39 protein-coding genes are annotated in these 23,997 nt (G+C 43.1%); 6 read left to right on the top strand and 33 right to left on the bottom strand.

Annotated features, from left to right (window positions below; genetic code table 11):
* Positions 1-131: 131 nt before the first annotated feature.
* From ACED29_RS20170 to ACED29_RS20155, 4 genes are read right to left on the bottom strand one after another with little or no spacing between them, the layout of a single operon-like run.
* Entirely contained in the window at positions 132-671 is a 540-nt protein-coding gene (locus tag ACED29_RS20170) for a TlpA disulfide reductase family protein (protein ID WP_124017786.1), read from the bottom strand.
* A 60-nt stretch (positions 672-731) separates the two neighbouring features.
* Positions 732-1,214 carry a heme lyase NrfEFG subunit NrfF gene (nrfF, locus tag ACED29_RS20165; protein WP_371698563.1) on the bottom strand — a complete coding sequence of 161 codons (483 nt, stop codon included), beginning with the start codon at positions 1,212-1,214 and terminating at the stop codon, positions 732-734.
* On the bottom strand, positions 1,214-1,768 hold the full coding sequence (locus tag ACED29_RS20160) for a DsbE family thiol:disulfide interchange protein (RefSeq protein WP_124017673.1): 555 nt from the start codon (positions 1,766-1,768) through the stop codon (positions 1,214-1,216). Before ACED29_RS20160 ends, nrfF begins: the two co-directional genes overlap by 1 nt.
* 16 nt (positions 1,769-1,784) lie before the next feature.
* Positions 1,785-3,755, bottom strand: coding sequence for a heme lyase CcmF/NrfE family subunit (locus ACED29_RS20155; RefSeq protein ID WP_124017674.1), 1,971 nt, complete (start codon positions 3,753-3,755; stop codon positions 1,785-1,787).
* A 416-nt stretch (positions 3,756-4,171) separates the two neighbouring features.
* Between ACED29_RS20155 and ccmI the strand changes: the two genes are divergently transcribed.
* On the top strand, positions 4,172-5,425 hold the full coding sequence (gene ccmI, locus ACED29_RS20150) for a c-type cytochrome biogenesis protein CcmI (protein ID WP_273060073.1): 1,254 nt from the start codon (positions 4,172-4,174) through the stop codon (positions 5,423-5,425).
* Between the two features lie 95 nt (positions 5,426-5,520).
* Here the strand turns inward: ccmI and ACED29_RS20145 are convergent, their stop codons facing one another.
* Positions 5,521-5,814, bottom strand: coding sequence for a cytochrome c5 family protein (locus ACED29_RS20145; RefSeq protein ID WP_124017676.1), 294 nt, complete (start codon positions 5,812-5,814; stop codon positions 5,521-5,523).
* Between the two features lie 324 nt (positions 5,815-6,138).
* Here ACED29_RS20145 and ccmA point away from each other — a divergent pair, with 324 nt between their 5' ends.
* Genes ccmA through ccmE form a run of 5 tightly spaced genes read left to right on the top strand, consistent with a single transcriptional unit; the run spans position 6,139 to position 8,912 of the window.
* A complete protein-coding gene (ccmA, locus tag ACED29_RS20140; RefSeq protein WP_371698561.1) occupies positions 6,139-6,789 on the top strand; it encodes a cytochrome c biogenesis heme-transporting ATPase CcmA in 651 nt (216 codons plus the stop codon).
* 9 nt (positions 6,790-6,798) lie between these two features.
* On the top strand, positions 6,799-7,485 hold the full coding sequence (ccmB, locus tag ACED29_RS20135; RefSeq protein ID WP_124017678.1) for a heme exporter protein CcmB: 687 nt from the start codon (positions 6,799-6,801) through the stop codon (positions 7,483-7,485).
* Positions 7,485-8,231 carry a heme ABC transporter permease gene (locus tag ACED29_RS20130; protein ID WP_124017679.1) on the top strand — a complete coding sequence of 249 codons (747 nt, stop codon included), beginning with the start codon at positions 7,485-7,487 and terminating at the stop codon, positions 8,229-8,231. The genes ccmB and ACED29_RS20130 overlap by 1 nt, the downstream gene beginning before the upstream one ends.
* Positions 8,231-8,443 carry a heme exporter protein CcmD gene (gene ccmD / locus ACED29_RS20125; protein ID WP_371698559.1) on the top strand — a complete coding sequence of 71 codons (213 nt, stop codon included), beginning with the start codon at positions 8,231-8,233 and terminating at the stop codon, positions 8,441-8,443. The genes ACED29_RS20130 and ccmD overlap by 1 nt, the downstream gene beginning before the upstream one ends.
* Entirely contained in the window at positions 8,427-8,912 is a 486-nt protein-coding gene (gene ccmE, locus ACED29_RS20120) for a cytochrome c maturation protein CcmE (RefSeq protein ID WP_124017681.1), read from the top strand. Before ccmD ends, ccmE begins: the two co-directional genes overlap by 17 nt.
* A gap of 1,109 nt (positions 8,913-10,021) precedes the next feature.
* On the opposite strand, the gene rplQ is transcribed toward ccmE, so the two are convergent.
* From rplQ to rpsJ, 28 genes are all read right to left on the bottom strand, one after another.
* The gene (gene rplQ, locus ACED29_RS20115; RefSeq protein WP_011635664.1) at positions 10,022-10,417 is read right to left on the bottom strand and encodes a 50S ribosomal protein L17; all 396 of its coding nucleotides are present in this window, start codon (positions 10,415-10,417) and stop codon (positions 10,022-10,024) included.
* Between the two features lie 40 nt (positions 10,418-10,457).
* Entirely contained in the window at positions 10,458-11,447 is a 990-nt protein-coding gene (gene rpoA, locus ACED29_RS20110) for a DNA-directed RNA polymerase subunit alpha (RefSeq protein WP_011635663.1), read from the bottom strand.
* A gap of 24 nt (positions 11,448-11,471) precedes the next feature.
* The gene (rpsD, locus tag ACED29_RS20105; protein WP_124017683.1) at positions 11,472-12,092 is read right to left on the bottom strand and encodes a 30S ribosomal protein S4; all 621 of its coding nucleotides are present in this window, start codon (positions 12,090-12,092) and stop codon (positions 11,472-11,474) included.
* A gap of 32 nt (positions 12,093-12,124) precedes the next feature.
* On the bottom strand, positions 12,125-12,517 hold the full coding sequence (gene rpsK, locus ACED29_RS20100; RefSeq protein WP_011635661.1) for a 30S ribosomal protein S11: 393 nt from the start codon (positions 12,515-12,517) through the stop codon (positions 12,125-12,127).
* A gap of 17 nt (positions 12,518-12,534) precedes the next feature.
* Positions 12,535-12,891 (bottom strand): 30S ribosomal protein S13, encoded by a 357-nt coding sequence (gene rpsM, locus ACED29_RS20095; RefSeq protein ID WP_011635660.1) that lies wholly within the window; start codon positions 12,889-12,891, stop codon positions 12,535-12,537.
* A gap of 117 nt (positions 12,892-13,008) precedes the next feature.
* Positions 13,009-13,122: a 50S ribosomal protein L36 gene (rpmJ, locus tag ACED29_RS20090; protein WP_006083579.1), complete on the bottom strand. Its 114-nt coding sequence runs from the start codon at positions 13,120-13,122 to the stop codon at positions 13,009-13,011.
* 23 nt (positions 13,123-13,145) lie between these two features.
* Positions 13,146-14,486 carry a preprotein translocase subunit SecY gene (secY, locus tag ACED29_RS20085; RefSeq protein WP_101084805.1) on the bottom strand — a complete coding sequence of 447 codons (1,341 nt, stop codon included), beginning with the start codon at positions 14,484-14,486 and terminating at the stop codon, positions 13,146-13,148.
* 7 nt (positions 14,487-14,493) lie between these two features.
* On the bottom strand, positions 14,494-14,928 hold the full coding sequence (gene rplO, locus ACED29_RS20080; protein WP_124017684.1) for a 50S ribosomal protein L15: 435 nt from the start codon (positions 14,926-14,928) through the stop codon (positions 14,494-14,496).
* Complete coding sequence (gene rpmD / locus ACED29_RS20075) at positions 14,928-15,116, bottom strand: 50S ribosomal protein L30 (protein ID WP_011635656.1); 189 nt, start codon at positions 15,114-15,116, stop codon at positions 14,928-14,930. The genes rplO and rpmD overlap by 1 nt, the downstream gene beginning before the upstream one ends.
* A gap of 6 nt (positions 15,117-15,122) precedes the next feature.
* A complete protein-coding gene (rpsE, locus tag ACED29_RS20070; protein WP_011494651.1) occupies positions 15,123-15,626 on the bottom strand; it encodes a 30S ribosomal protein S5 in 504 nt (167 codons plus the stop codon).
* 12 nt (positions 15,627-15,638) lie between these two features.
* The gene (gene rplR / locus ACED29_RS20065) at positions 15,639-15,989 is read right to left on the bottom strand and encodes a 50S ribosomal protein L18 (protein ID WP_011635655.1); all 351 of its coding nucleotides are present in this window, start codon (positions 15,987-15,989) and stop codon (positions 15,639-15,641) included.
* 10 nt (positions 15,990-15,999) lie between these two features.
* Entirely contained in the window at positions 16,000-16,533 is a 534-nt protein-coding gene (gene rplF, locus ACED29_RS20060; protein WP_124017685.1) for a 50S ribosomal protein L6, read from the bottom strand.
* 10 nt (positions 16,534-16,543) lie between these two features.
* Positions 16,544-16,936: a 30S ribosomal protein S8 gene (gene rpsH / locus ACED29_RS20055; protein ID WP_124017686.1), complete on the bottom strand. Its 393-nt coding sequence runs from the start codon at positions 16,934-16,936 to the stop codon at positions 16,544-16,546.
* Between the two features lie 24 nt (positions 16,937-16,960).
* Complete coding sequence (rpsN, locus tag ACED29_RS20050; protein WP_011635652.1) at positions 16,961-17,266, bottom strand: 30S ribosomal protein S14; 306 nt, start codon at positions 17,264-17,266, stop codon at positions 16,961-16,963.
* 10 nt (positions 17,267-17,276) lie between these two features.
* Complete coding sequence (gene rplE, locus ACED29_RS20045; RefSeq protein WP_011635651.1) at positions 17,277-17,816, bottom strand: 50S ribosomal protein L5; 540 nt, start codon at positions 17,814-17,816, stop codon at positions 17,277-17,279.
* Between the two features lie 13 nt (positions 17,817-17,829).
* Positions 17,830-18,144: a 50S ribosomal protein L24 gene (rplX, locus tag ACED29_RS20040; RefSeq protein WP_124017687.1), complete on the bottom strand. Its 315-nt coding sequence runs from the start codon at positions 18,142-18,144 to the stop codon at positions 17,830-17,832.
* Between the two features lie 10 nt (positions 18,145-18,154).
* On the bottom strand, positions 18,155-18,523 hold the full coding sequence (rplN, locus tag ACED29_RS20035; RefSeq protein WP_011635649.1) for a 50S ribosomal protein L14: 369 nt from the start codon (positions 18,521-18,523) through the stop codon (positions 18,155-18,157).
* 177 nt (positions 18,524-18,700) lie between these two features.
* Complete coding sequence (gene rpsQ / locus ACED29_RS20030) at positions 18,701-18,949, bottom strand: 30S ribosomal protein S17 (protein WP_124017688.1); 249 nt, start codon at positions 18,947-18,949, stop codon at positions 18,701-18,703.
* Positions 18,949-19,140, bottom strand: a complete 192-nt coding sequence (gene rpmC, locus ACED29_RS20025; RefSeq protein WP_006083592.1) for a 50S ribosomal protein L29 — start codon at positions 19,138-19,140, stop codon at positions 18,949-18,951. The genes rpsQ and rpmC overlap by 1 nt, the downstream gene beginning before the upstream one ends.
* A complete protein-coding gene (gene rplP / locus ACED29_RS20020; RefSeq protein ID WP_124017689.1) occupies positions 19,140-19,550 on the bottom strand; it encodes a 50S ribosomal protein L16 in 411 nt (136 codons plus the stop codon). Before rplP ends, rpmC begins: the two co-directional genes overlap by 1 nt.
* A gap of 11 nt (positions 19,551-19,561) precedes the next feature.
* Positions 19,562-20,251 (bottom strand): 30S ribosomal protein S3, encoded by a 690-nt coding sequence (rpsC, locus tag ACED29_RS20015; RefSeq protein WP_124017690.1) that lies wholly within the window; start codon positions 20,249-20,251, stop codon positions 19,562-19,564.
* Between the two features lie 12 nt (positions 20,252-20,263).
* Positions 20,264-20,596, bottom strand: a complete 333-nt coding sequence (rplV, locus tag ACED29_RS20010; RefSeq protein WP_011635644.1) for a 50S ribosomal protein L22 — start codon at positions 20,594-20,596, stop codon at positions 20,264-20,266.
* A gap of 15 nt (positions 20,597-20,611) precedes the next feature.
* A complete protein-coding gene (gene rpsS / locus ACED29_RS20005) occupies positions 20,612-20,890 on the bottom strand; it encodes a 30S ribosomal protein S19 (protein WP_006083596.1) in 279 nt (92 codons plus the stop codon).
* 14 nt (positions 20,891-20,904) lie between these two features.
* Positions 20,905-21,729, bottom strand: coding sequence for a 50S ribosomal protein L2 (rplB, locus tag ACED29_RS20000; protein WP_124017691.1), 825 nt, complete (start codon positions 21,727-21,729; stop codon positions 20,905-20,907).
* 16 nt (positions 21,730-21,745) lie between these two features.
* Entirely contained in the window at positions 21,746-22,048 is a 303-nt protein-coding gene (gene rplW, locus ACED29_RS19995; RefSeq protein WP_011635642.1) for a 50S ribosomal protein L23, read from the bottom strand.
* Positions 22,045-22,650 carry a 50S ribosomal protein L4 gene (gene rplD / locus ACED29_RS19990; RefSeq protein WP_011635641.1) on the bottom strand — a complete coding sequence of 202 codons (606 nt, stop codon included), beginning with the start codon at positions 22,648-22,650 and terminating at the stop codon, positions 22,045-22,047. The genes rplW and rplD overlap by 4 nt, the downstream gene beginning before the upstream one ends.
* Before the next feature lie 17 nt (positions 22,651-22,667).
* On the bottom strand, positions 22,668-23,306 hold the full coding sequence (rplC, locus tag ACED29_RS19985) for a 50S ribosomal protein L3 (RefSeq protein ID WP_101033710.1): 639 nt from the start codon (positions 23,304-23,306) through the stop codon (positions 22,668-22,670).
* A gap of 27 nt (positions 23,307-23,333) precedes the next feature.
* The gene (gene rpsJ / locus ACED29_RS19980; RefSeq protein WP_011635639.1) at positions 23,334-23,645 is read right to left on the bottom strand and encodes a 30S ribosomal protein S10; all 312 of its coding nucleotides are present in this window, start codon (positions 23,643-23,645) and stop codon (positions 23,334-23,336) included.
* Between the last annotated feature and the right edge of the window lie 352 nt (positions 23,646-23,997).

Genomic DNA, 23,997 nt, shown 5'->3' with positions numbered 1-23,997 from the left:
CCGTGTCAGTGGATGCGCATTATAGGCAGCTTAAGATTTAGTGCAAGGCCTTTTTAAACAAAAAAGGATCGCTTGGCGATCTTTTCACCAAAAGCGATCCTTTTTCGTATTTTAAGTCATATTATGACTGTTTATTGTACTTTTTTAGTGCCTTTACGAAACTGTTCAAGGAAGCTAATGACATTTTTATCATCCCAATCGACATAAGAACGCACATAAGCCACCAGCTCACCTTGTTCATTTAAGATAAATGTCGCAGGAATGGTATCCAGCGGGAAAACATCACGTAGTCGTTGTTGCGGATCAAAATACGAGTTAAATGTGGGTAAACCAAGAGATTCTAAAAATGGTTGCACAATAGCCACGGCTTCAGCATCAATCGAAATAGGTAATAGTGCAAAATGTGCAGCATCTAGAGTTTGATCTAATCGATTGAGTGCTGGAAGTTCTCTGACACAAGGTGGGCACCAAGTAGCCCAAAGATTAATAACGACGACTTTGCCCTTATATTGGTCAAAGTTAACCGGCTCACCAACGATATCGCTAAAATCGACTAGCGCTACCGGGAATGGCTGCGGCAATATATTGATTCGCTCAAGCGTTGAATCAGTGGTTTGCTCAGCCGCAGCTTGCATGCCGGGATATGCATTAACACCACTTGCAATACCCATAAGAAAGAAGCTAGTGAAGATAAACGCAAACCACTGTTTCAAAGTTAATACTCCAATCTGTTATTTAGCCGCTTTATTACGATTTAATAACGCATCTAATTCGGCTTGCTGCTCTGCCGACAAAGTTGTGGATTCTGTTGCTTGGATCCGTTGTTTTCGCACAAAGATAAAGCCAATAAACAGTCCCAAAATAAGTAACCCGAATGGACCAAGCCATAAAAGATAGGTTTTCGAGTCTAACTTAGGATTATACAAAACAAAGTCACCGTAGCGACTAGTCATAAATTCGATGATGTCTGAGTCTGACTTGCCATTATCTACCATTTTATAGACTTCAAGACGTAAATCTTGCGCAACAGGAGAATTTGAATCGACTAAGTTTTGATTCTGACACTGAGGACAACGCAACTGATGTGCGAGTGACAAGGCCCTTTGCTGATTATCTACTGATTTAAACTCATAGGTATCGACTGGAGTAGCCAATACGTTCAGAGAAAAAAGTAAACTAGTACAAACCAACATCATTTTAAATATACATTTCATTACGATGCCCCATCAAGTTTTGCTTCAGCTTGTAATTGCTGGATCATCGGATACAAGGTTTGTGTCCAAACCGTTTGGTCAATGGGACCAGCATAGCGATAACGAATAATACCGTTATGATCAACAATGAAGGTTTCTGGTGCGCCATAAACCCCAAGGTCGAGGCCCAAGCGACCATCCTTATCATAGATATTAACCGTGTATGGATCGCCTTGAGTCGTTAACTCTTTGACAGCTAATGCTCGTTCGTCACGATAGTTGATACCGTATATAGGTAACAAATTACGCTTAGATAACATCATTAAATAAGGATGTTCATATTTACATGCTGGACACCAAGTCGCCCAAAAGTTCAACATCAATACTTTTGCGGGCAAATCTTTCTCAGTCAAGACTTCACTAGGTACTTCCAAACGCTCGAGCTGGAAAGCCGGGACAGGCTTTCCTTCTAATGCAGAATCGAGCACTTTAGGATTGAGAAATAATCCTTGGTATAAAAACACGCCCATACCTAAAAATATAACCAAAGGTATAAACAGTACAAACTTCTTCATAATGTCTCCGAGTTAATTAAGCTGTCGCTAATTTTGCTTTTACTGCTTCTTCTGTAGCAACTTGCTTCACACGATAACGTTTATCTGATGCTGCTAAGAAGCCACCAATCATCATAAAGATCGAACCAAACCACAACCAACGTACAAACGGCTTGTAGTTAAGACGCACAGCAAACTCAGTTAAATTAATTGGGTCGCCCATAGTGACATATAAGTCACGGAACAAGCCCCAATCAATACCCGCTTCAGTCATATCCATAGTGCGCACATTGTACTGACGACGGTCAGGTTTTAATAAAGTGATAAATTCATCATCTTTATAAATCTCAATTTGACCTTGTTGCGCAGTATAGTTAGGACCGACGACATTTTTAGTTTCTAAATACTTAAATGTATAACCTGCTAGTTCTTGGCTTATTCCAGGTCCCATGCGTACGCTTTTCTCGATCGAATAATTAGAGACAATTGTTGCCCCCATTACCGATACCGCGATGCCAAAGTGAGCAAAGAGCATGCCGAGCTGACTACGCCCGATTCGGTTAAGACTGATGCCACCCTCTTTATTGCTCACCATATTATAAGCGGCACGGAAAGTTGATAGCATGATCCATGTTGTCGCGGCGACACCGCACATTACCCAAGCATTAAACTGACCACCAGCAACAAATGGCGCCGCTACCCCAACAACTAAAGCAATAATAGCTGGAATGAGTAACTGTCTTTTAATTTCACCGGCTTTAGATTTTTTCCAGCGAATAATTGGACCAATTCCCATAAAGCCAAATAGCACTAACACGATAGGTACAAATACCGCATTAAAATATGGAGGACCAACAGAAATCTTACCCATGCCTAGAGCGTCAATGAGTAAAGGATACAAGGTACCCAATAAAACAGTACCAGCTGAAACTGTCAGAAGCACATTACAAATTAACAACATGGTTTCTTTCGATTTAAGCTCAAATCGAGCTGGGCTACTCATTTCGCTTGCACGGAAGGCAAACAAAGTTAATGAACCACCAATGGCAATACCTAGCAACAACAAGATAAACAAACCACGGCTTGGATCTGCTGCAAAAGAATGCACCGAAGTAAGTACGCCTGAACGTACTATAAAGGTACCGAGTAAACTTAAAGAGAAAGCAAAAATAGACAGTAGTACGGTCCAGTTACGGAATGCGCCACGCTTTTCGGTCACAATTAATGAGTGCACTAAAGCGGTACCCACTAACCAAGGCATAAATGATGCGTTTTCAACTGGGTCCCAGAACCACCAACCGCCCCAACCTAATTCGTAATATGCCCACCAAGAACCTAATGAAATACCACCGGTTAAAAATATCCATGCCGCTAATGTCCAAGGACGACTCCAACGAGCCCAAGCGGAGTCAAGCCTGCCACTCATTAAAGCCGCAATAGCAAAAGCAAAACAGACCGAGAAACCAACATACCCCAAATACAACATTGGCGGATGGAAGATTAAGCCCACATCTTGCAACATTGGGTTTAAATCTCGACCTTCTAGCGGGATAGGGAAGATCCGTTCAAATGGACTTGATGTTAGGATCATAAATAAACTGAAACCGACAACAATCATCGCTAATACTGATAGCACCCTTGCAGTAAAGACTTCTTCTAATCCCTTACTAAATAAGGCTACCGATGCGGTCCATACAGACAATGCAAATACCCAGAATAATAGTGACCCTTCATGCCCGCCCCACACTGCCGCAATTTTAAAGAATATTGGAAGTTGAGAATTAGAATGATGTGCGACATAAGCCACAGAGAAATCATCGACAGCGAAACTATATCCTAACGCAATAACCGAAAGACTGATGAAAAAAAACATTCCGTATGTTAGTGGCCAGGCATAACGAACGAGATACTGGTCTTTACGGGCGGAACCATATAACGGCACGCTAGCTAGCAGTAAGGCAAAAGCCAAACCGAGAATTAGCGAGAAATGTCCAAGTTCTGGAATCATGGGTATTCCTTAGTCTAAAAAATTAGCGGATCTGAAACAGACAAATCACGGTAGCACTATTTAATGCGGTGAAACTAATATACGCACATTAGCTTAAACGAATTTTAACGCATTTTAGAACTTGCGATGGCTTCTGTCTGCCATTTTCGTACAAAATTGGGTCACTAGTCTCATTATGAGCATCTATTCAATCAAAACGAAAATTTATGACAACCTGTCTGACACAATTACCTTAACAAAGTTTCGCTATTAGTAAGACAAACAATTCAATCTGTGAACCAGTACGCAACTCTCAGGATTTGGATTCATATCTTCCTTATATTACTATTCAATTAATAATCTTTCCGTATAATCAAGATTCCAAGCACTGCGGTATAGCCGCTTTCTCTGTTAACCTAAAAGTGAATATTGAAACAATGACCACATTTTGGATATTTATTGCGCTTGTCGTACTTATTGGCCTAATCATGATTTGGGTTCCACATTTTCGTCAACAAAAGCTATTGCGAGCTGAAGAGTCTGGTGTTCGTAGACAAACTAACCTTGAACTTTTTGCCGAACGTATAACCATTCTTGAAAAGGAATTGAATGACGATCTATTAGACCAAGTCGAATTTGAGGCATTAAAAAAAGAACTAGAGATAAATCTACTTCAAGACATGAGCCAAAAAGGTGACGATTCTCTTGACGTAGAAATGAAATCAAAGAGCGCCTTATGGCCTGCTTTTATGACCCTGTGCATATTGGCCATTTCAGGTTACTTATATCAACACCTCGGTGCTTATCAAGAATTAGCGAATCCTCCCCAAGCAAGCAATCCACATCAAGGTATGGACACAGCACAAATCATGTCGCAACGCGTACAGATGATGGAAGCTAAAGTGGAAGCACAGCCAGAGGATAGTCAGGCGTGGTTTAGTCTTGGACATGCTTATATATCTGCTAACCAATATGATAAAGCCGTTGCCGCATTCGATAAAGTCATGCAATTAGTCGGTACGCAAGCTGAACTTCTTGGGCCTAAAGCTACTGCACTTTACTATAAAGCGAATCAGCAGATGACACCGGCTATTCAAGCCATCATTGAGCAATCTTTAGCATTAGATCCACAAGATCCCTCAACACTGCTTCTCGTTGGTATGGATGCGTTCTTTACTGCGAACTACCAGAAGGCTATCGATGCTTGGCAAATGATCCTAGACAGCGATCGAAATGATGTCGACAAAACAGCATTAATGAATGCCATTGAGTCAGCGAATATGCGCCTTAATGAAGCATCAGGTGCAATGTCTGGTGATGCAACACCAAAGTCAGCAGTGACGAGTAATGCAAAAACCGTCGAAATTGAAGTAACTATTGCACCGGAGTTAGCTGATAAAGTATCTGATTCAGATACAGTGTTTATTTTTGCTCGGGCAACTCAAGGCCCTAAAGTGCCGCTGGCGGCGACTAAAATTAGTGCAAGTAACTTACCGGTAACGATCACTCTAGATGACAGTACGTCAATGGGGGGGGATGTGAAACTGAGTTCAGTTCAGGAAGTCGAAATCATTGCAGTATTGTCAAAAAATGGCAGTGTTAAACCACAGTCTGGTGACTTAAAGGGCACGATAAAAACGCTCAAGGTGGGCGATAATGCAACATTAACACTCGATACCTTAGTGCAATAACAATGGCAGCATCAGTAAGGTTATAGCTTAACATTACCGATATTTACCCATAAAAAAACCGGCTATTAAAGCCGGTTTTTGGATCTAGTTGAAAATTACTTAGACATAAACTGAATTGCGTTTTTGTAATCATCATCGGTACAGTCAGTACACATGCCACCTGGTGGCATAGCGTTTAAACCAGACTTAACCGAACCCACTAAGGCATCTAAACCTTTTGCTAGGCGTGGTTCCCATGCCGCAGTATCATGAACTTTAGGCGCACCAGCCACACCCATGCTGTGACATACTTGACACGCTTTGTTATAAATAGCTTCACCTTCTTGAGCAAATACATTTGCAGACAAAGTTAATGCAGCTGCTGCAGTCATTACTAACAATTTTTTCATATTCATCGTTCCTAATTGCAAATATACCAAGCTTAGCGCTGCCCTTTGATTTAGAAGGCAGACTCATTTTTAGCAATGGCTAGATTACTACAAGTAGCAAAAAAACTCATCTTTTTGTGATAACAATCTCAGCTTAGGCTCTAAATCGAGACAATCTGTGTAGTTCAGGTAATATATTAGCAATCATTAAAAAAGTTCAAACTATATCTTCTTTTTTGGAACCATATCAAATTGCTAGCACTTAATCATGACAAAGCTAAACCGGTAAAAGTGTTTGTGTTAATATCTTTTCGAATTCATCCTCACGCATAATAAGAGGGATAAGTGACCATATCAAACCAATCACAAGTACTATTAAGTGCCAACGAATTAACCTGTATTCGTGAAGATCGGATTTTATTTGACGAACTGAGTTTTAATATCAATGCGGGTGATATTGTCCAAATTGAGGGTCCTAATGGTGCAGGTAAAACCAGTCTATTACGAATAATTGCAGGTTTGTCACGCCCCTATGCAGGAGATGTTGAATATTATGGTGAAAACATCAATAGATGCAGGGATGAATTTAACCATGACCTCTTGTACCTAGGGCACTTAGCAGGGGTCAAAAGTGAGCTCACTGCAGAAGAAAATCTTAACTTCAATTTAAGAATCAGTGGCTATGATGGTTTTGATACCACTGCTATTTTGGCCAAAGTCAATTTAACCGGTTTTGAAGAGGCGCTTGCGGGTCATTTATCAGCAGGGCAACATCGACGAACAGCATTGGCAAGATTACAATACAGCAATTGTAAAATATGGATCCTTGATGAGCCTTTTACTGCAATTGATAAAAAAGGTGTAGAAGAACTAGAACAACTTTTTATTCAACATGCCGAGTCGGGTGGATGTGTGATACTAACAACACATCAGGATATGAGCATTATTAGTAATGCTATGCTTCGCAAAATCACTCTCGACTATCGCTTTGTATAAGGTATTTGAATGAAACGAGGAATCAGCTACACCGCAGCATTCATGACGCTACTACAACGTGATTTAAGAATTGCAATTCGTCATCGCGGAGATATTTTTAACCCATTATTATTTTTTATCCTAGTGGTGACTCTTTTCCCTCTAGGAATTGGACCAGAATCTCAGGTGCTGACTAGAGTAGCTCCAGGAATTATATGGGTTGCGGCCTTACTAGCATCAATGCTGTCGTTGGAGCGCTTATTTAAAGCAGACTTTAACGACGGTAGCCTAGAACAAATGCTACTGAGTCCACAACCATTAGCATTGATGGTATTAGCTAAGGTACTTGCACATTGGATTCTAACCGGTGTACCACTGATTTTAGTCGCACCACTACTGGCCGTACTATTACATTTAGAGAGCAATAGTTATGGTGCCTTAATGTTGACATTAGCATTGGGCACACCAATATTGTCGCTCCTTGGGGCAATAGGTGTAGCACTTACAGTAGGGCTTCGAAAAGGTGGAGTGCTACTAAGCTTACTGATTTTACCTTTATATATACCCGTACTCATTTTTGCCACCAGTGCAATTGATGCTGCGGGACTTAACATGGCTTACGATGGTCAACTTGCGATACTTGCAGCTATGTTGGTCGGTTCTTTAATCTTGGCACCTTTCGCAATTGGCGCCTCTTTACGAGTGAGTACAAACTAATGTGGAAATGGCTTCATTCTTACGCAGACCCTGAACGGGCATATAAATTGTCTGGCACCTTGTTGCCATGGTTTAGCATTCTTGCAATATTAATGGTCGGTACTGGCAGTATTTGGGGATTATTATTTGCCCCAACCGATTATCAACAAGGTGATAGCTACCGTATCATCTTTATCCATGTACCTGCAGCATCAATGTCTATGGCTGCTTACATGGGTATGGCAATTGCTTCATTCATAGGTTTAGTCTGGCAAATAAAATCGGCTGATTGGGCTGCAGCAGCAATTGCACCGATAGGCGCTGTGATCACCTTTATTGCATTATTTACAGGGGCTGCATGGGGTAAACCTATGTGGGGTGCTTGGTGGGTATGGGATGCGCGCCTTACATCTGAATTGGTATTATTATTTTTATACTTAGGCGTGATCTCACTGTATGCATCATTTGAAGACAAAGTCCTCGCGGCTAGAGCGTCTGGTATCCTCGCTATTGTCGGCGTAATTAATATTCCAATTATTAAATACTCTGTCGATTGGTGGAGCAGCTTGCATCAACCGTCGACCATCAGAATAACAGAGAAGTCTACCATGTCGACAGATATGCTATACCCTCTGCTAATAAACATTGTTGGTTTTGGTATGATGATTGGTGCCATTACCCTCGTCCGTTATAGAACAGAAATTCTTGCTCGAAATGGTATGCGCCCTTGGGTGAGAGACTTAGCAACCGCAGAGGAGGCAAAATAATGCAATTTGATTCATTCAAAGATTTTTTAGATATGGGCGGTTATGCATTTTACGTTTGGTTATCCTATGGTGTAACAATTGGCTGCTTGGCAACATTGATCACCCTAAGCATTAGACAAAAGCGTAAAGTGCTAATTGAAATAGCTAAAAAGATAACGCGTGAACAACGCCTGAAAGACACAAGAGGTAATAACCGTGAATCCAAGACGTAAAAAGAGATTAACGCTCGCCGTGACATTAATTGCAGGCGTTGCAGCCGTTACTTCATTATTGCTATACGCACTAAATTCAAATTTGAATTTATTCTATACTCCATATGAAATTACTCACGGCAAAAACGACACAGGTGTGTTGCCTGAAGTCGGACAACGAATCCGAGTAGGCGGTATGGTTACAATGGGCTCAATGAATCGAGATCCTGACAGCTTATATGTAGAGTTTGCTGTACATGATTCAGCAGGCGGAAGTGTCGTTGTAACTTATGATGACTTGTTACCTGATTTGTTTAGAGAAGGTCAAGGGATCGTCGCACAAGGTGTATTAGTAGAATCAGGAAAATTAGCGGCAACGGAAGTGCTTGCCAAGCATGATGAAAACTATATGCCACCAGAAGTAGCTGAAGCTATGGGACAAAAGCATGAAAAGCCGACTTATAGTCAAAAAGCGCTTGAAGACAAATAACCTTTAACTGCAATAAAAAAGCCTCTTCGGAGGCTTTTTTTATGCTTACACACTATGTAGATACAGAAACAATCAAATTCAAAAGTAAATCAATCTCAAGTGGTAGGTAAGATTTCCATGTTTAACTCGTTTGTGCTCCGAAGCAAGAATATCTACTTTCGCGACAATGAAACTCTAGTAAACTAGGGAGTAGCTTAAAGGCTTTAAATTTCTCTAGGGTGTGGCGGTTATACTCAACACAGCACATTAGATAGGGCTATATTGAGGCATAATCGCAAACAAAACTTGATCCTCCATTAATGCCAACTTCACTAGCTGTAATAAGATGCTTCCCAAAGCCTACACAGCCACAACCAGCTTATCGCCAAGCAAGTTCTGCAACTTCTCTATTAATCACTAACACGGTTGTGTCTTAGGTTTACAACACATTGGTTAAAGCAATTTGTGCTGATTCAACAATCTTTGTCATTAATGGGTTTTATTGCTTGAATAGACTAGATCAAATCAAAGTCGGTTAAGACTGATAATCAATATTAGGCTTCTTAAAACCCTAGAAATTTTCTGAAAATACCAACGTCAAAAGCAACCAAAATTAGGCAACATTATGGGTTAACTGTTTAGGAGAAAACAAAACCTAGACCACAATAAAGACTAACTGACAGATACCAGTAAATCAGTAATCAGTAATCAGTAATCAGTAATCAGTAATCAGTAATCATTAATCATTTTAATGAAGCTGAACTAATAACATCGAGAGATAAATCAATAAAAAGCGTAAAACAAAACGAATTTCTCACAGATATCAGGGTGAAGTTACCGCGCCTTGATTATGTCATAACAGAATGGAATATGACTCTCTGATTGCTCAGGTACCCATACACCAAACAAGATATAAACTTAGTAGGTGTATGCCACTAAATCGCAGGAAGTATTGAATGCAGAAGTGTCGTAGCAAAAGACTAAAGAGATGATTTTAAAAAATGAACAACGTGAATTACTGAGAATCTTAAACTTGTAACCAAACTCTAGCAAGTATTGGAAAATAAAATCAGGCAAAAAAAAAGTAAAAAAAACCGAGCCTAGGCTCGGTTTTTTCGATGAGTAACTAATTACTCAGCAGCTTCGACTTCAACAGCTTCAGCAGCTTCAGGACGACCTACTAATTCGATGTAAGCCATTGGGGCTTTATCACCGGTACGTAGACCGCACTTTAGAATACGAGTGTAACCACCAGGACGTTCCTGGAAGCGTGGACCCAATTCAGTAAATAACTTACCTACAACTTCAGCGTCGCGGGTACGAGCGAAAGCTAAACGGCGATTTGCAACGCTGTCAACTTTAGCAAGTGTTATTAGAGGTTCAACAACGCGACGCAGTTCTTTCGCTTTAGCAACAGTTGTCTTGATAATCTCATGACGAACTATTGAACAAGCCATGTTACGGAACATAGCTTGGCGATGACTGCTGTTGCGGTTTAGTTGACGACCACTCTTACGATGGCGCATGACCTAATCCTTATAACCTAAATCTGTACTAACCTGAGACTTATAGGTCGTCAGCTAAACTAGCCGGTGGCCAGTTTTCTAGACGCATACCTAACGACAGTCCGCGAGACGCTAAAACATCCTTAATTTCAGTAAGAGATTTCTTACCTAAGTTAGGGGTCTTAAGCAACTCAACTTCAGTGCGTTGTACCAGATCTCCGATGTAATGAATCGCTTCGGCTTTTAAACAGTTAGCCGAACGTACAGTTAGCTCTAAATCGTCGACAGGACGCAGCAAAATCGGATCGAACTCCGGTTTCTCTTCTACAACAGCCTGCTCAGTCACATCACGTAGTTCAACAAACGCATCTAGCTGTTCAGCTAAAATAGTTGCAGAACGACGAATGGCTTCCTCAGGATCGATAGTACCGTTTGTGGTCATATCTATCACAAGTTTGTCTAAGTCAGTACGCTGTTCAACACGAGCAGCTTCAACATTATAAGCAATGCGAGCTACAGGTGAAAAAGAAGCATCAACCAGCAAACGACCAATTGGGCGATCATCGTCTTCAGTTTGTGCACGAGCCGAAGCAGGCACATAACCACGACCACGCTCAACGCGGATACGCATGCTGATATCATTGTTACCAGTCAAGTGACAGATAACATGATCAGGATTCACGATGGTAACATCACCATCATGCGTGATATCTGCTGCTGTAACAGGGCCTGTGCCGGACTTGCTTAATGTAAGCAAAGCCTCGTCTTTACCCTCGATGGTCACTGCTAATCCTTTAAGATTAAGCAATATCTCAAGGATATCTTCTTGTACGCCTTCCTTACTGCTGTATTCATGCAATACTCCGTCAATTTCGACTTCAGTAACTGCACAGCCAGGCATAGACGACAATAGGATGCGACGCAACGCGTTACCTAAGGTATGGCCAAAACCACGTTCTAGTGGCTCTAGTGTAACTTTGGCGCGAGTTGAATTAACCTGCTCAATATCAACGAGACGCGGTTTAAGAAATTCTGTAACAGAACCCTGCATTGTGTCCTCTCTTGTTTGTTAGCTTTACTTAGAGTAAAGCTCGACGATCAGCTGTTCGTTAATATCCGCAGACAAATCGCTACGTTCTGGAACGCGCTTAAAAGCACCTTCCATTTTCGCATTGTCGACTTCTACCCATGTAGGCTTTTCGCGTTGTCCAGACACTTCTAAAGCCGCTTTAATACGAGCTTGAGTACGTGACTTTTCACGGATGCTTACAACATCATTCGCAGACACTTTGAATGACGGAATGTTAACAACACGACCGTTAACCATAACAGATTTATGGCTTACTAGCTGACGTGATTCTGCACGAGTAGAACCGAAACCCATACGATAAACGACGTTATCTAGGCGGACTTCTAAAAGTTGCAACAAGTTTTCACCAGTGTTGCCTTTTAGACGTGCAGCTTCTTTGTAGTAGTTACGGAATTGCTTTTCTAGCACACCATAAATACGACGAACTTTTTGTTTCTCGCGTAACTGAATACCATACTCAGACAAACGTGGCTTACGTGCGCCATGTTGTCCAGGTGCAGTTTCTAGCTTACACTTCGAATCGATTGCTCTCACACCGCTTTTTAGGAAAAGGTCTGTACCTTCTCTGCGGCTGAGCTTGAGCTTGGGACCCAAGTATCTTGCCATGATCTTTCTCCAACTATCCTATAAACGCAGTGTTATACACGACGTTTTTTAGGTGGACGACAGCCATTATGAGGGATAGGTGTCACATCGGTAATGTTAGTAATTTTATAACCAACAGCGTTCAGCGCACGAATGGCTGATTCACGACCTGGACCAGGACCCTTCACGAAAACTTCAAGGTTTTTAACACCGTAGTCTTGAGCAGCAATACCTGCACGCTCAGCAGCAACCTGTGCAGCGAATGGTGTTGATTTACGTGAACCACGGAAACCAGAACCACCTGAGGTAGCCCATGACAACGCATTACCTTGACGATCTGTAATGGTGACAATTGTGTTGTTGAAAGACGCATGGATATGAGCCATGCCATCTGCAACCTGTTTACGTACGCGCTTACGCGGAGAACGTGACGGAACTTTAGCCATTTTGGTTTACCTTCCCGTTACTTTCTGATTGGCTTACGTGGACCTTTACGCGTGCGCGCATTGGTCTTAGTACGTTGCCCACGAAGGGGCAGGCTACGACGATGGCGGAGACCACGATAACAACCAAGATCCATAAGACGCTTGATGTTCATTGAAATCTCACGACGCAAGTCACCTTCTACAGTGTATTTGGCGACTTCTTCGCGTAGGATATCTATTTGAGCTTCGCTCAATTCCTTGATCTTAGCATCTTCAGCAATTGAAGTAGATGCGCAGATTGCTCTAGCGCGTGTACGTCCAATACCAAAAATAGCAGTCAAAGCAATGACTGTATGCTTTTGATCAGGAATGTTAATGCCAGCGATACGGGCCACTATGCACTCCTTAAAGTTAAAGGCCATCTGCGAAAAGCCCGAAAGGATACTCGACAGACGACAGATTTGCAAACAATATTTTGGTCAGCCCATTATTGAGCTGACCAAACTTCTTTCTTAGCCTTGACGTTGTTTGTGTTTTGGTTCAACACAAATCACACGTACAACACCACTACGCTTGACGATCTTGCAATTACGGCAGATCTTCTTCACGGAAGCTCGAACTTTCATTTCATCACTCCGTAAAAGCAATCTTATTTTCCAAAGCGATCTAAGTTTGCTTTGTTAACGAGATTAGCTTTCTTCATCACAGACTCATACTGATGAGACATCATATGGGTCTGAACCTGAGCCATGAAGTCCATGATTACGACTACAATAATTAGTAGTGAAGTACCGCCAAAATAGAACTGTACTTTCCACGCAATTAACATGAACTCCGGAATTAAGCAGATAAAGGTAATGTATAACGCACCCGCTAGGGTTAAACGTGTCATTACTTTATCAATGTAACGCGAAGTCTGTTCTCCGGGACGGATCCCAGGAATGAATGCACCACTCTTTTTCAAATTATCCGCTGTTTCGCGAGGATTAAAAACCAACGCAGTATAGAAGAAACAGAAAAAGATGATTGCTGTCGCATACAATAATGAATACAGCGGTTGTCCAGGTGACACAGCTAAAGCGAAATCGCTTAACCATGACATGGACTCATTTTGACCAAACCACTGAGCCAGTGTGCCTGGAAACAAAATAATGCTGGAAGCAAAAATTGGTGGAATCACACCTGCCATATTTATTTTTAAAGGTAAGTGGGTGCTTTGCGCTGCGAAGACCTTACGGCCTTGTTGACGCTTAGCGTAGTTAACGACGATACGACGTTGACCACGTTCCACAAACACTACTAAATAGGTTACAGCAAATACGATAACTGCGAGCAACAGTAGTACTAATACATTCATGTCACCTTGACGCGCCTGCTCAGCCGTTGAGCCGATGGCCGATGGTAGACCAGCAACAATACCTGCGAAAATTAATATCGAGATACCATTACCAATACCACGTTCGGTAATTTGCTCACCTAACCACATTAGGAACATAGTTCCTGTAACTAAGCTCACAACTGCAACAAAGTAAAAACCAAATCCGGGATTGGCCACAAGACCAGGCATCAGATTTGGTAACCCTGTTGCAATACCGACAGATTGCAAAGTACCCAACACGAGTGTGCCATATCTAGTATATTGACTGATTTTCTTACGTCCTGATTCGCCTTCTTTTTTCAATTCAGCGAGTGCAGGATGCACAACAGTCAATAACTGCATAATAATCGATGCCGAAATATAAGGCATGATACCTAATGCGAAGATAGAAGCACGCTCTAAAGCACCACCCGAGAACATGTTAAACATGCCAAGGATGGTATCTTTTTGCTGAGCAAAAAGCTCTGCCAATACAGCTGCGTCAATACCAGGAATTGGCACAAACGAACCGGCTCTAAAGACGATAATCGCACCAATCACGAACAGAAGACGAGTTTTCAATTCAGATAAACCGCCTTTCGCGCTTTTTAAATCAAGTCCTGGTTTTGCCATCGACGTATTATTCCTCGATCTTGCCACCGGCAGCTTCAATAGCTGCACGAGCACCTTTAGTTACCTTGAGACCTTTTACAGTCACTGGGCGGTCAATGGTACCTGAAAGAACGATTTTCGCAAACTGGATGTTGCGAGTAATAACGTTCGCATCTTTCAGTGCATTCAAATCGACAACATCACCGTTAACTTTTGCTAGTTCGAGTACACGAACTTCAGCTGTAACCAAAGCGCGACGCGAAGTAAAGCCAAACTTAGGTAAACGAATCTTAAGTGGCATTTGACCACCCTCGAAACCGACGCGAACACCGCCGCCTGAACGAGACTTCTGACCTTTATGGCCACGACCCGCTGTTTTACCTAAACCTGAACCGATACCACGGCCTACACGCTTAGGAGCAGATTTAGAACCTGCTGCTGGAGATAGAGTATTTAGACGCATTATCCTAATTCCTCCACCGAAACCATGTAGTACACCTTGTTAATCATACCGCGAACTGAAGGTGTATCTTCAACTTCAACAGTGTGATTAATGCGGCGTAGGCCTAAACCGGTTAAGGTTGCACGGTGTTTTGGTAAACGACCAATGCTGCTTTTAGTCTGTGTGACTTTTAAAGTTTTAGTAGCCATGGTGCATTACCCCCGAATTTCATCAACATTCAGGCCACGTTTTGCTGCGATTTGAGCTGGTGACTTCATGTGCACCAACGCATCGACAGTTGCGCGAACGATGTTGATCGGGTTAGTAGAACCGTATGCTTTTGACAGAACGTTATGAACGCCTGCTACTTCCAATACGGCACGCATTGCGCCTCCGGCAATAATACCGGTACCCTGTGATGCTGGTTGCATATAAACTTTAGAACCAGTATGGCGACCTTTAACTGGGTGATGCAAAGTACCTGCATTCAACTCCACGGTTACCATATTTCGACGGGCTTTTTCCATTGCTTTTTGAATAGCAGCTGGAACTTCACGCGCTTTACCATAGCCATAGCCGATCTTACCATTACCATCACCCACAACTGTTAGTGCAGTGAAGCTAAAGATACGACCGCCTTTAACTACTTTAGAAACACGATTAACTGCAATCAATTTCTCTTGCAGATCGTCTTTTTGCTGAGCTTCTAATTTAGCCATTTTTATAACCCCTTAGAACTTCAGGCCAGCTTCACGAGCGGCATCTGCTAGTGCAGCTACACGACCATGATACTTGAAACCAGAACGGTCGAACGCAACTGTTGCTACGCCCTTCTCGATCGCACGCTCAGCAACAATTTTACCTACTGCTTTAGCCGCATCAACGTTACCGGTACTCTTTAGTAGCTCTTTAACCGCTTTTTCAACGGTTGAAGCAACTGCCAACACCTGAGCTTCAGGATTAATCACCTGAGCATAAATGTGACGCGGTGTACGATGTACAACCAGACGATTCACGCCCAGCTCTTGGATCTTCTTACGTGCACGTAACGCGCGACGTAAGCGAGATGTTTTCTTATCCATATCGCGTTACCTACTTCTTCTTAGCCTCTTTACGGCGTACTACTTCGTCGTCATAACGAACACCCTTGCCTTTGTAAGGCTCTGGTGGACGGTATCCGCGAATGACAGCAGCAACCTGACCAACTTCTTGTTTATCGACGCCCGAAAGCACGATTTCAGTTTGGCTAGGACACTCTGCAGTAACGCCTGCGGGCAGTTTGTGTACTAATGGATGTGAGAAACCTAATGTTAAATCTAAGTCACTACCAGCAATCTTTGCACGGTAACCTACACCAACTAGTTTAAGTTTTTTCACAAAACCTTGAGATACACCAACAACCATATTGTTTACTAGTGCACGTGCAGTACCAGCCTGAGCCCAAGCGTTAGCAACGCCTTCGACAGGTAGGAACTTTACTTCTGCATCTTCGATAACAACATTTACCGCATTGTTGATTACTCGAGTCAGACTTCCTTTACTGCCTTTAACAGTTAAGGTCTGTTCGTTTAAAGTCACCTCTACGCCAGCAGGAACAGTGACTGGTGCTTTTGCAACACGAGACATTTCTAGCTCCTTACGCTACGTAGCAGATAACCTCGCCACCCGTGCCATTTTGGCGGGCGGCGCGATCAGTCATCAAGCCTTTAGAAGTGGACACAATTGCGATACCCAGACCGCCCATCACCTTTGGTAACTCGTCTTTACCTTTGTAAATACGAAGACCAGGGCGACTTACACGCTGGATAGTCTCAACGACTGGTTTGCCTTGAAAGTACTTTAATGTAATTTCTAATTCAGGCTTAGCTTCATCTGCTACGGCGTATTCAGTAATGAAACCTTCATCTTTAAGTAATTTCGCAATTGCTACTTTTAACTTAGCTGAAGGCATCTTAACAGATACGTGGTTAGCAGCTTGGCCGTTACGAATACGGGTTAACATATCCGCAATAGGATCTTGCATGCTCATATTAGCTTACTCCGTGACAAGTGCTTACCAGCTGGCCTTACGCAGACCAGGAACTTCACCACGCATGGTTGCTTCACGTAATTTAATACGGCTTAAGCCGAATTTACGTAGGAAACCATGTGGGCGACCAGTTTGATTACAGCGGTTGCGTTGACGCGCAGCGCTAGAATCACGTGGTAGAGCTTGTAACTTAAGTACGGCATCCCAACGATCTTCTTCAGAAGTTGCAGGGCTGCTGATTATAGCCTTAAGTGCTAAACGCTTTTCAGCATATTTAGCTACGAGCTGCGCACGTTTTGCTTCACGTGCTTTCATAGATGTTTTTGCCATTATGCTACCCTTATTTCTTGAATGGGAAGTTAAAAGCGTCTAACAAAGCACGACCTTCTTCATCATTCTTCGCAGTAGTAGTGATAACAATATCCATACCACGAATTTTATCGATTTTATCATAATCGATTTCTGGGAAGATGATCTGCTCACGCACGCCCATTGCGTAGTTACCACGACCGTCAAACGCTTTTGCGCTTAAGCCACGGAAATCACGAATACGTGGTATTGCAATGTCAACTAAACGCTCTAAAAATTCCCACATACGCTCACCGCGTAGGGTCACTTTACAGCCAATAGGGTAGCCTTCACGGATTTTAAAACCAGCAACTGATTTACGAGCAACAGTTACAATTGGTTTCTGGCCAGCGATTGCAGTCATGTCACGGAGCGCATGCTCCATAACTTTCTTATCTGCAACAGCTTCGCCCACACCCATGTTTAGGGTGATTTTTTCAATCCGAGGGACTTGCATGACACTGCTGTAACCGAACTTTTTAGCTAGTTCAGCGACTACAGTCTCTTGATATTTATCATGCAGTTTCGCCATCGTTTACTCCAAATTACTTAACGAGTTCGCTGTTCGACTTAAAGAAACGGACTTTTTGGCCGTTTTCAAATCGGAAACCAACACGATCTGCCTTGCCTGTGGCTTGGTTAAAGATCGCAACGTTTGATGTTTGAATCGGTGCTTCTTTCTCGATAACGCCGCCAGTCACACCCAATTGAGGGTTAGGTTTCTGGTGCTTTTTAACAAGATTGAGGCCTTCAACAATTAACTTACCAGTAGGTAGAACTTGAGAAACCTTACCGCGGCTACCCTTGTCTTTACCTGCTAATATAATTACTTCGTCTTCACGACGGATTTTAGCTGCCATTTGAAGCTCCTTACAGTACTTCTGGTGCCAGCGAGACAATTTTCATGAATTTATCATTACGCAATTCACGTGTCACTGGGCCAAAGATACGAGTACCAATCGGTGCAAGGTTTGCGTTAAGCAATACCGCTGCATTCCGATCGAAGCGAATGACAGAACCGTCTGGACGACGTACGCCTTTCTTAGTACGGACTACCACCGCGTTATATACATCACCTTTCTTCGCTTTAGCGCGAGGAATCGCTTCTTTAACAGAAACTTTGATAATGTCGCCGATACCGGCATAACGACGATGAGAGCCACCCAAGACCTTAATACACTGAACTCTGCGTGCGCCGCTGTTACATGCGACGTCTAGAGTCGATTGCATTTGGATCATTTCAAGTGCTCCGCTATCGTTACTACACAATCCCACTATGGGAGTATATTTTGAACCAAAATCAAGCAATAATTTACTCAAAATTGGCGCGCAAGTATAACACACATTTTTGGAATGCATAGCAAAAAATACAAACGGCCCCAAATGCTGGAGCCGTTTACGTTAACCTAATAAAAATTAGGCTTTTGTTACTACTTCAGCTAGTGTCCAAGACTTAGTCTTAGATAGAGGGCGGCACTGGCTAATAGCCACGAAATCGCCTTCATTACACTGATTAGTTTCGTCATGTGCATGGATCTTAGTAGTACGCTTAATGTACTTCCCATAAATAGGATGTTTCACTTGGCGCTCAATAGCAACAGTAATAGACTTGTCCATTTTGTTGCTAATTACTTTACCTTGCAAAGTACGGATTTTATCAGACATTACGCACCTGCCTTAGAAGTAATAATGGTCTTAACACGTGCAATGTTACGACGCACTAGTTTCAACTGATTCGTTTGAGTCAACTGACCAGTAGCGTGTTGCATACGCAGGTTAAACTGCTCACGCAGCAGACCAAGTAATTCAGCGTTAAGTTCTTCAACGCTCTTTTCTCTTAGTTCGCTCGCTTTCATTACATCACCGTCTTAGTTACGAAGGTAGTCTTCAGAGGAAGTTTAGCAGAAGCTAAAGCGAAGGCTTCACGAGCCAACGATTCAGGAACACCACCCATCTCATAAAGAACCTTACCAGGTTGAATCTGACATACCCAGTATTCAACGTTACCTTTACCTTTACCCATACGCACTTCAAGAGGCTTAGAGGTAATTGGCTTGTCAGGGAAAACTCGAATCCAAATTTGTCCTTGACGTTTAACATGACGTGTCATGGCACGACGTGCAGATTCAATTTGACGTGCAGTTAAACGGCCACGGCCGACTGCTTTCAAACCGAAAGTACCAAAGCTAACTTCAGTACCGTTCGCTAGACCGCGGTTGCGGCCCTTGAACATCTTGCGAAACTTCATACGTTTAGGTTGCAGCATAAAAGTTTCTCCTATTTACCACGAGGCTTACGCTTAGGTTGCTGCTTCGGCTCTTCAATAGCTGGAATTAAACCATCTAGAACTTCGCCTTTGAAGATCCAAACTTTAATACCAATCACACCATACTGCGTGTGACTTTCTGCGGTTGAATAGTCGATATCAGCACGCAAAGTATGCAAAGGTACACGACCTTCACGATACCATTCTGCACGCGCGATTTCTGCGCCGCCTAAACGGCCGCTCACTTGAACTTTGATACCTTGAGCACCAATGCGCATTGCGTTTTGAACTGCGCGCTTCATAGCACGACGGAACATAACACGACGCTCTAACTGCTGAGCAATAGAGTCAGCAACGAGCTTAGCGTCTAATTCAGGCTTACGGATCTCAGCGATGTTGATTTGAGCAGTAGTGCCAGTGATTTTAGACACATGTGCACGTAATACTTCAACGTCTTCACCTTTCTTACCAATCACAATACCTGGACGGGCAGTGTGAATGGTAACGCGGATGCTTTTCGCTGGGCGTTCAATGACAATCTTAGATACTGATGCGGCTTTTAACTTTTCAGTTAAATATTGACGCACTTCCCAGTCGCTGTTCAGATTATTTGCATAGTCTGACTTATCTGCGTACCAGGTAGAGATCCAAGGCTTAGTGATACCCAGACGGATACCATTAGGATGTACTTTCTGTCCCATTGCTCTCTTCTCCTAGCGATCTGCTACAACCACAGTAATGTGGCTGGTACGCTTCATGATACGATCAGCGCGGCCTTTAGCACGTGGCATGATACGCTTCATTGTTGGGCCTTCATCTACGAAGACGGCTCCAACTTTAAGCTCATCAATGTCAGCACCTTCGTTGTGTTCGGCGTTTGCGATAGCTGAGTCAAGTACTTTTTTTACTAGTACGGCGGCTTTCTTGGGGCTGAATGTCAAAATCTCGAGCGCCTTAGAAACAGGCAATCCGCGAATTTGATCAGCAACTAGACGGGCCTTCTGCGCAGACGTACGAGCAAAACGATGTTTAGCTAAAACTTCCATCTTATTCCTCCCGTATTAACGCTTCTTCGCTTTCTTATCTGCAGCATGGCCGCGATAAGTGCGAGTTGGTGAAAATTCACCAAGCTTGTGGCCGATCATTTCGTCAGTTACGAACACAGGTACGTGCTGACGACCATTATGGACAGCGATGGTCAACCCAATCATATTAGGGATGATCATTGAGCGACGAGACCAAGTCTTAATTGGCTTTTTGTCTCCCGCTTCCATCGCTTTCTCTACCTTCTTCAGCAAGTGCAGGTCAATGAAGGGACCTTTCTTGAGAGAACGTGGCATGGCGAATCCTCTTACTATTTATTACGACGACGTACGATGTACTTATCAGTGCGCTTGTTGCTACGAGTTTTATAACCCTTAGTCGGCACACCCCATGGACTCACTGGATGACGTCCACCAGAAGTACGGCCTTCACCACCACCATGTGGATGGTCTACTGGGTTCATTGCAACACCGCGAACTGTAGGGCGTATGCCTCTCCAGCGCTTAGCACCTGCTTTACCTAACTGGCGTAGCATGTGTTCGGCATTACCAACTTCACCAAATGTCGCGCGGCAATCTACTGGAACTTTACGCATTTCGCCAGAGCGAAGACGTAGAGTTGCATAAGCACCATCACGAGCAACAACTTGTACATAAGCACCAGCTGAACGTGCGATTTGAGCGCCTTTACCAGGCTTCATTTCGACAGCGTGTACAACACTACCTACTGGAATGTTGCGTAACGGTCTAGCGTTACCAGTCTTGATTTCTGCATCCAAGCCAGATTGGATTGGGTCGCCAGCTTTCATGCCTTTTGCAGCAAGAATATAACGACGCTCACCATCTGCATACAGTACTAACGCAATGTGCGCTGTACGGTTTGGATCGTATTCAAGACGTTCAACTTTCGCAGGGATACCATCTTTGTTGCGTTTAAAGTCAACAATACGATAGTGCTGCTTATGTCCACCACCTACGTGGCGTACAGTGATACGGCCAGTATTATTACGGCCACCACTTTTAGATTTTTTCGCCAACAGGCCAGCAAAAGGTTTACCCTTATGCAGGTCCGTATTCACCACTTTAACTACGTGGCGACGACCTGGAGAGGTTGGCTTACACTTAATAACTGCCATGATAATTCTCCTTTGCTTATTCAGCGCCGCCGACGAAATCGATTTCAGCACCAGCAGCTAAAGTAACATAAGCTTTTTTCCAATCGATACGACGACCTACACGGCCACCGGTACGCTTGGTTTTGCCTTTATTAACTAAAGTGCGAACAGAATCAACTTCAACTTCAAATAGCTTCGCTACTGCAGCTTTAATCTCTGCTTTAGTTGCATCGATGGCTACGCGGAAAACTACAGTGTTGTTTTTCTCAGCAAGCACAGTACTCTTTTCAGAGATATGTGGACCAAGAATAACTTTTAGCAAACGTTCTTCGCGGATCATGCTAGCATCTCCTCGATTTGCTTCACTGCATCAGCAGTAACAAGAACAGTGTTGAATGCGATTAGACTAACTGGGTCAAGACCCGCTACGTCACGCACGTCAACTTTGTATAAGTTGCGAGCTGCTAAGAATAAATTCTCATCAACTTCTGCAGTAACAATTAGAACGTCTTCTAAGTTCATTGCTTTCAATTTAGCTTTCAGCTCTTTAGTTTTAGGAGCTTCAACACCAAACGATTCAACAACAACTAAACGCTCTTGACGTACCAATTCAGAGAAAATGCTCTTTAGAGCACCACGGTACATCTTCTTGTTAACTTTTTGGCTGTGATCTTGTGTTTTAGCAGCGAATGTTACGCCACCGCCACGCCAGATTGGGCCTTTAACACTACCGGCACGAGCGCGGCCTGTGCCTTTCTGGCGCCAAGGCTTTTTGCCTGAGCCAGTTACTTCCGCACGAGTCTTTTGAGCACGAGTGCCCTGACGCGCGTTTGCAGCATATGCTACAACTACCTGATGAACCAATGCCTCGTTAAAGTCACGGCCGAAGGTAGTTTCGGAAACTTCAAGAGCGCTCTGGGCGTCTTTCAATACCAATTCCATTACTATCTCCTCAGACCTTAAGCTTTAACTGCTGGCTTGATAATCAAGTCACCATTGGTAGCGCCTGGAACTGCGCCGCGTACTAACAACAAGTTACGCTCTGCATCAACACGTACTACGTGTAGATTTTGAGTTGTTACTTGCTCAGCACCCATATGGCCTGACATTTTCTTGCCTTTGAATACACGACCAGGCGTTTGGTTCTGACCGATAGAACCATTCGAACGGTGTGCCAAAGAGTTACCATGTGTCATATCTTGAGTACGGAAATTCCAACGCTTAACACCGCCTTGGAAGCCTTTACCTTTAGATTGACCAGTAACGTCTACTTTCACTGTCTCAGCGAAAATATCAACATTAATTTCAGCACCAACTTCAATGCCTTCGCCTTCACCATCTGCTAAACGCATTTCCCACAAACCACGACCGGCTTCTACGCCGCCCTTGGCAAAGTGACCTGCTTCTGCTTTAGTGATGCGATTGGCTTTTTTGGTACCAGTAGTCACTTGAAGTGCACGGTAACCGTCAGTTTCTAAAGTTTTCACTTGAGTAACACGGTTGCCTGCAATCTCGATTACTGTTACAGGGATTGACGTACCATCTTCAGTGAAGATGCGAGTCATACCCACTTTACGACCAATAAGACCGATAGCCATCTCTCAAACCTCTTCTAAGGATCTCAATTAACCTAAGCTAATCTGAACGTCGACACCAGCCGCAAGATCTAAACGCATTAACGCGTCTACAGTCTTTTCTGTTGGCTCTACGATGTCAACTAAACGCTTGTGGGTACGAATTTCGTACTGATCACGAGCATCTTTATTAACGTGCGGAGAGATCAAAACGGTATAACGCTCTTTGCGAGTAGGTAGTGGAATTGGACCACGAACCTGCGCGCCTGTACGCTTAGCAGTTTCAACGATTTCCGCTGTAGACTGATCAATTAAACGATGATCAAAGCCTTTCAAGCGGATACGGATTCTTTGGTTCTGCATTGACCAGAGCTCCTAAAATGGACATATAAAAAATCACCCTCTAGCTTCTTCCTAATGGAAAAGCAGAGCGAGATGATTTAACCGTTCGACTCCCAATCGGAGTCGCTGTGAAAATGAGTAACCTATTTGGTTAAACATTATAATTTACGCTACACTTGTCAGCGAGTGGGCAATTATACAGATCTTCTTTCTAAGATCAAGCCCATTGTGTAAATAGTCTTCAAAAGTCTTTTTACAATCAACTGCGGCGCATTTTACACATTCTATGAACGAATGCCAGCATTGATTATTAAATTTTAAAAATAAAAAAGGAAGCCTAAGCTTCCTTTTTTAGTGTTCACTAAAGTCGCTA

It is taken from the genome of Shewanella sp. 5S214, from assembly GCF_041439795.1.
Taxonomy (GTDB): Bacteria; Pseudomonadota; Gammaproteobacteria; order Enterobacterales; family Shewanellaceae; genus Shewanella; species Shewanella vesiculosa.
Note: the sequence above shows the minus strand (reverse complement) of the source record. Positions and strands in the feature narration are given on the sequence as shown.

Coding starts and splice junctions, on each gene's coding strand:
- rpsK (WP_011635661.1), bottom strand. CDS start 12,517: ATGGCTAAAGTTCCGTCACGTTCTCCGCGTAAGCGCGTACGTAAACAG.
- rplQ (WP_011635664.1), bottom strand. CDS start 10,417: ATGCGCCATCGTAAGAGTGGTCGTCAACTAAACCGCAACAGCAGTCAT.
- rplE (WP_011635651.1), bottom strand. CDS start 17,816: ATGGCGAAACTGCATGATAAATATCAAGAGACTGTAGTCGCTGAACTA.
- rpsQ (WP_124017688.1), bottom strand. CDS start 18,949: ATGTCTGATAAAATCCGTACTTTGCAAGGTAAAGTAATTAGCAACAAA.
- rplB (WP_124017691.1), bottom strand. CDS start 21,729: ATGGCAGTTATTAAGTGTAAGCCAACCTCTCCAGGTCGTCGCCACGTA.
- rpsC (WP_124017690.1), bottom strand. CDS start 20,251: ATGGGACAGAAAGTACATCCTAATGGTATCCGTCTGGGTATCACTAAG.
- rpmJ (WP_006083579.1), bottom strand. CDS start 13,122: ATGAAAGTTCGAGCTTCCGTGAAGAAGATCTGCCGTAATTGCAAGATC.
- rplP (WP_124017689.1), bottom strand. CDS start 19,550: ATGCTGCAACCTAAACGTATGAAGTTTCGCAAGATGTTCAAGGGCCGC.
- rpsJ (WP_011635639.1), bottom strand. CDS start 23,645: ATGCAGAACCAAAGAATCCGTATCCGCTTGAAAGGCTTTGATCATCGT.
- rplF (WP_124017685.1), bottom strand. CDS start 16,533: ATGTCTCGTGTTGCAAAAGCACCAGTCACTGTTCCTGCTGGCGTAGAG.
- rplO (WP_124017684.1), bottom strand. CDS start 14,928: ATGCGTCTAAATACTCTATCTCCAGCAGCAGGTTCTAAATCTGCTCCT.
- ACED29_RS20155 (WP_124017674.1), bottom strand. CDS start 3,755: ATGATTCCAGAACTTGGACATTTCTCGCTAATTCTCGGTTTGGCTTTT.
- nrfF (WP_371698563.1), bottom strand. CDS start 1,214: ATGAAATGTATATTTAAAATGATGTTGGTTTGTACTAGTTTACTTTTT.
- ACED29_RS20170 (WP_124017786.1), bottom strand. CDS start 671: ATGGGTATTGCAAGTGGTGTTAATGCATATCCCGGCATGCAAGCTGCG.
- ACED29_RS20145 (WP_124017676.1), bottom strand. CDS start 5,814: ATGAAAAAATTGTTAGTAATGACTGCAGCAGCTGCATTAACTTTGTCT.
- rplN (WP_011635649.1), bottom strand. CDS start 18,523: ATGATCCAAATGCAATCGACTCTAGACGTCGCATGTAACAGCGGCGCA.
- ACED29_RS20130 (WP_124017679.1), top strand. CDS start 7,485: ATGTGGAAATGGCTTCATTCTTACGCAGACCCTGAACGGGCATATAAA.
- rplR (WP_011635655.1), bottom strand. CDS start 15,989: ATGGATAAGAAAACATCTCGCTTACGTCGCGCGTTACGTGCACGTAAG.
- rpmC (WP_006083592.1), bottom strand. CDS start 19,140: ATGAAAGCGAGCGAACTAAGAGAAAAGAGCGTTGAAGAACTTAACGCT.
- rpsH (WP_124017686.1), bottom strand. CDS start 16,936: ATGAGCATGCAAGATCCTATTGCGGATATGTTAACCCGTATTCGTAAC.
- ccmB (WP_124017678.1), top strand. CDS start 6,799: ATGAAACGAGGAATCAGCTACACCGCAGCATTCATGACGCTACTACAA.
- rpsN (WP_011635652.1), bottom strand. CDS start 17,266: ATGGCAAAAACATCTATGAAAGCACGTGAAGCAAAACGTGCGCAGCTC.
- ACED29_RS20160 (WP_124017673.1), bottom strand. CDS start 1,768: ATGAAGAAGTTTGTACTGTTTATACCTTTGGTTATATTTTTAGGTATG.
- rpsS (WP_006083596.1), bottom strand. CDS start 20,890: ATGCCACGTTCTCTCAAGAAAGGTCCCTTCATTGACCTGCACTTGCTG.
- secY (WP_101084805.1), bottom strand. CDS start 14,486: ATGGCAAAACCAGGACTTGATTTAAAAAGCGCGAAAGGCGGTTTATCT.
- rpmD (WP_011635656.1), bottom strand. CDS start 15,116: ATGGCTACTAAAACTTTAAAAGTCACACAGACTAAAAGCAGCATTGGT.
- rplD (WP_011635641.1), bottom strand. CDS start 22,650: ATGGAATTGGTATTGAAAGACGCCCAGAGCGCTCTTGAAGTTTCCGAA.
- rpoA (WP_011635663.1), bottom strand. CDS start 11,447: ATGCAGGGTTCTGTTACAGAATTTCTTAAACCGCGTCTCGTTGATATT.
- rplV (WP_011635644.1), bottom strand. CDS start 20,596: ATGGAAGTTTTAGCTAAACATCGTTTTGCTCGTACGTCTGCGCAGAAG.
- rplW (WP_011635642.1), bottom strand. CDS start 22,048: ATGATCCGCGAAGAACGTTTGCTAAAAGTTATTCTTGGTCCACATATC.
- ccmI (WP_273060073.1), top strand. CDS start 4,172: ATGACCACATTTTGGATATTTATTGCGCTTGTCGTACTTATTGGCCTA.
- rplX (WP_124017687.1), bottom strand. CDS start 18,144: ATGGCAGCTAAAATCCGTCGTGAAGACGAAGTAATTATATTAGCAGGT.
- rpsD (WP_124017683.1), bottom strand. CDS start 12,092: ATGGCAAGATACTTGGGTCCCAAGCTCAAGCTCAGCCGCAGAGAAGGT.
- rpsE (WP_011494651.1), bottom strand. CDS start 15,626: ATGGCTAAATTAGAAGCTCAGCAAAAAGACGATCTGCAAGAGAAATTG.
- rplC (WP_101033710.1), bottom strand. CDS start 23,306: ATGGCTATCGGTCTTATTGGTCGTAAAGTGGGTATGACTCGCATCTTC.
- ccmD (WP_371698559.1), top strand. CDS start 8,231: ATGCAATTTGATTCATTCAAAGATTTTTTAGATATGGGCGGTTATGCA.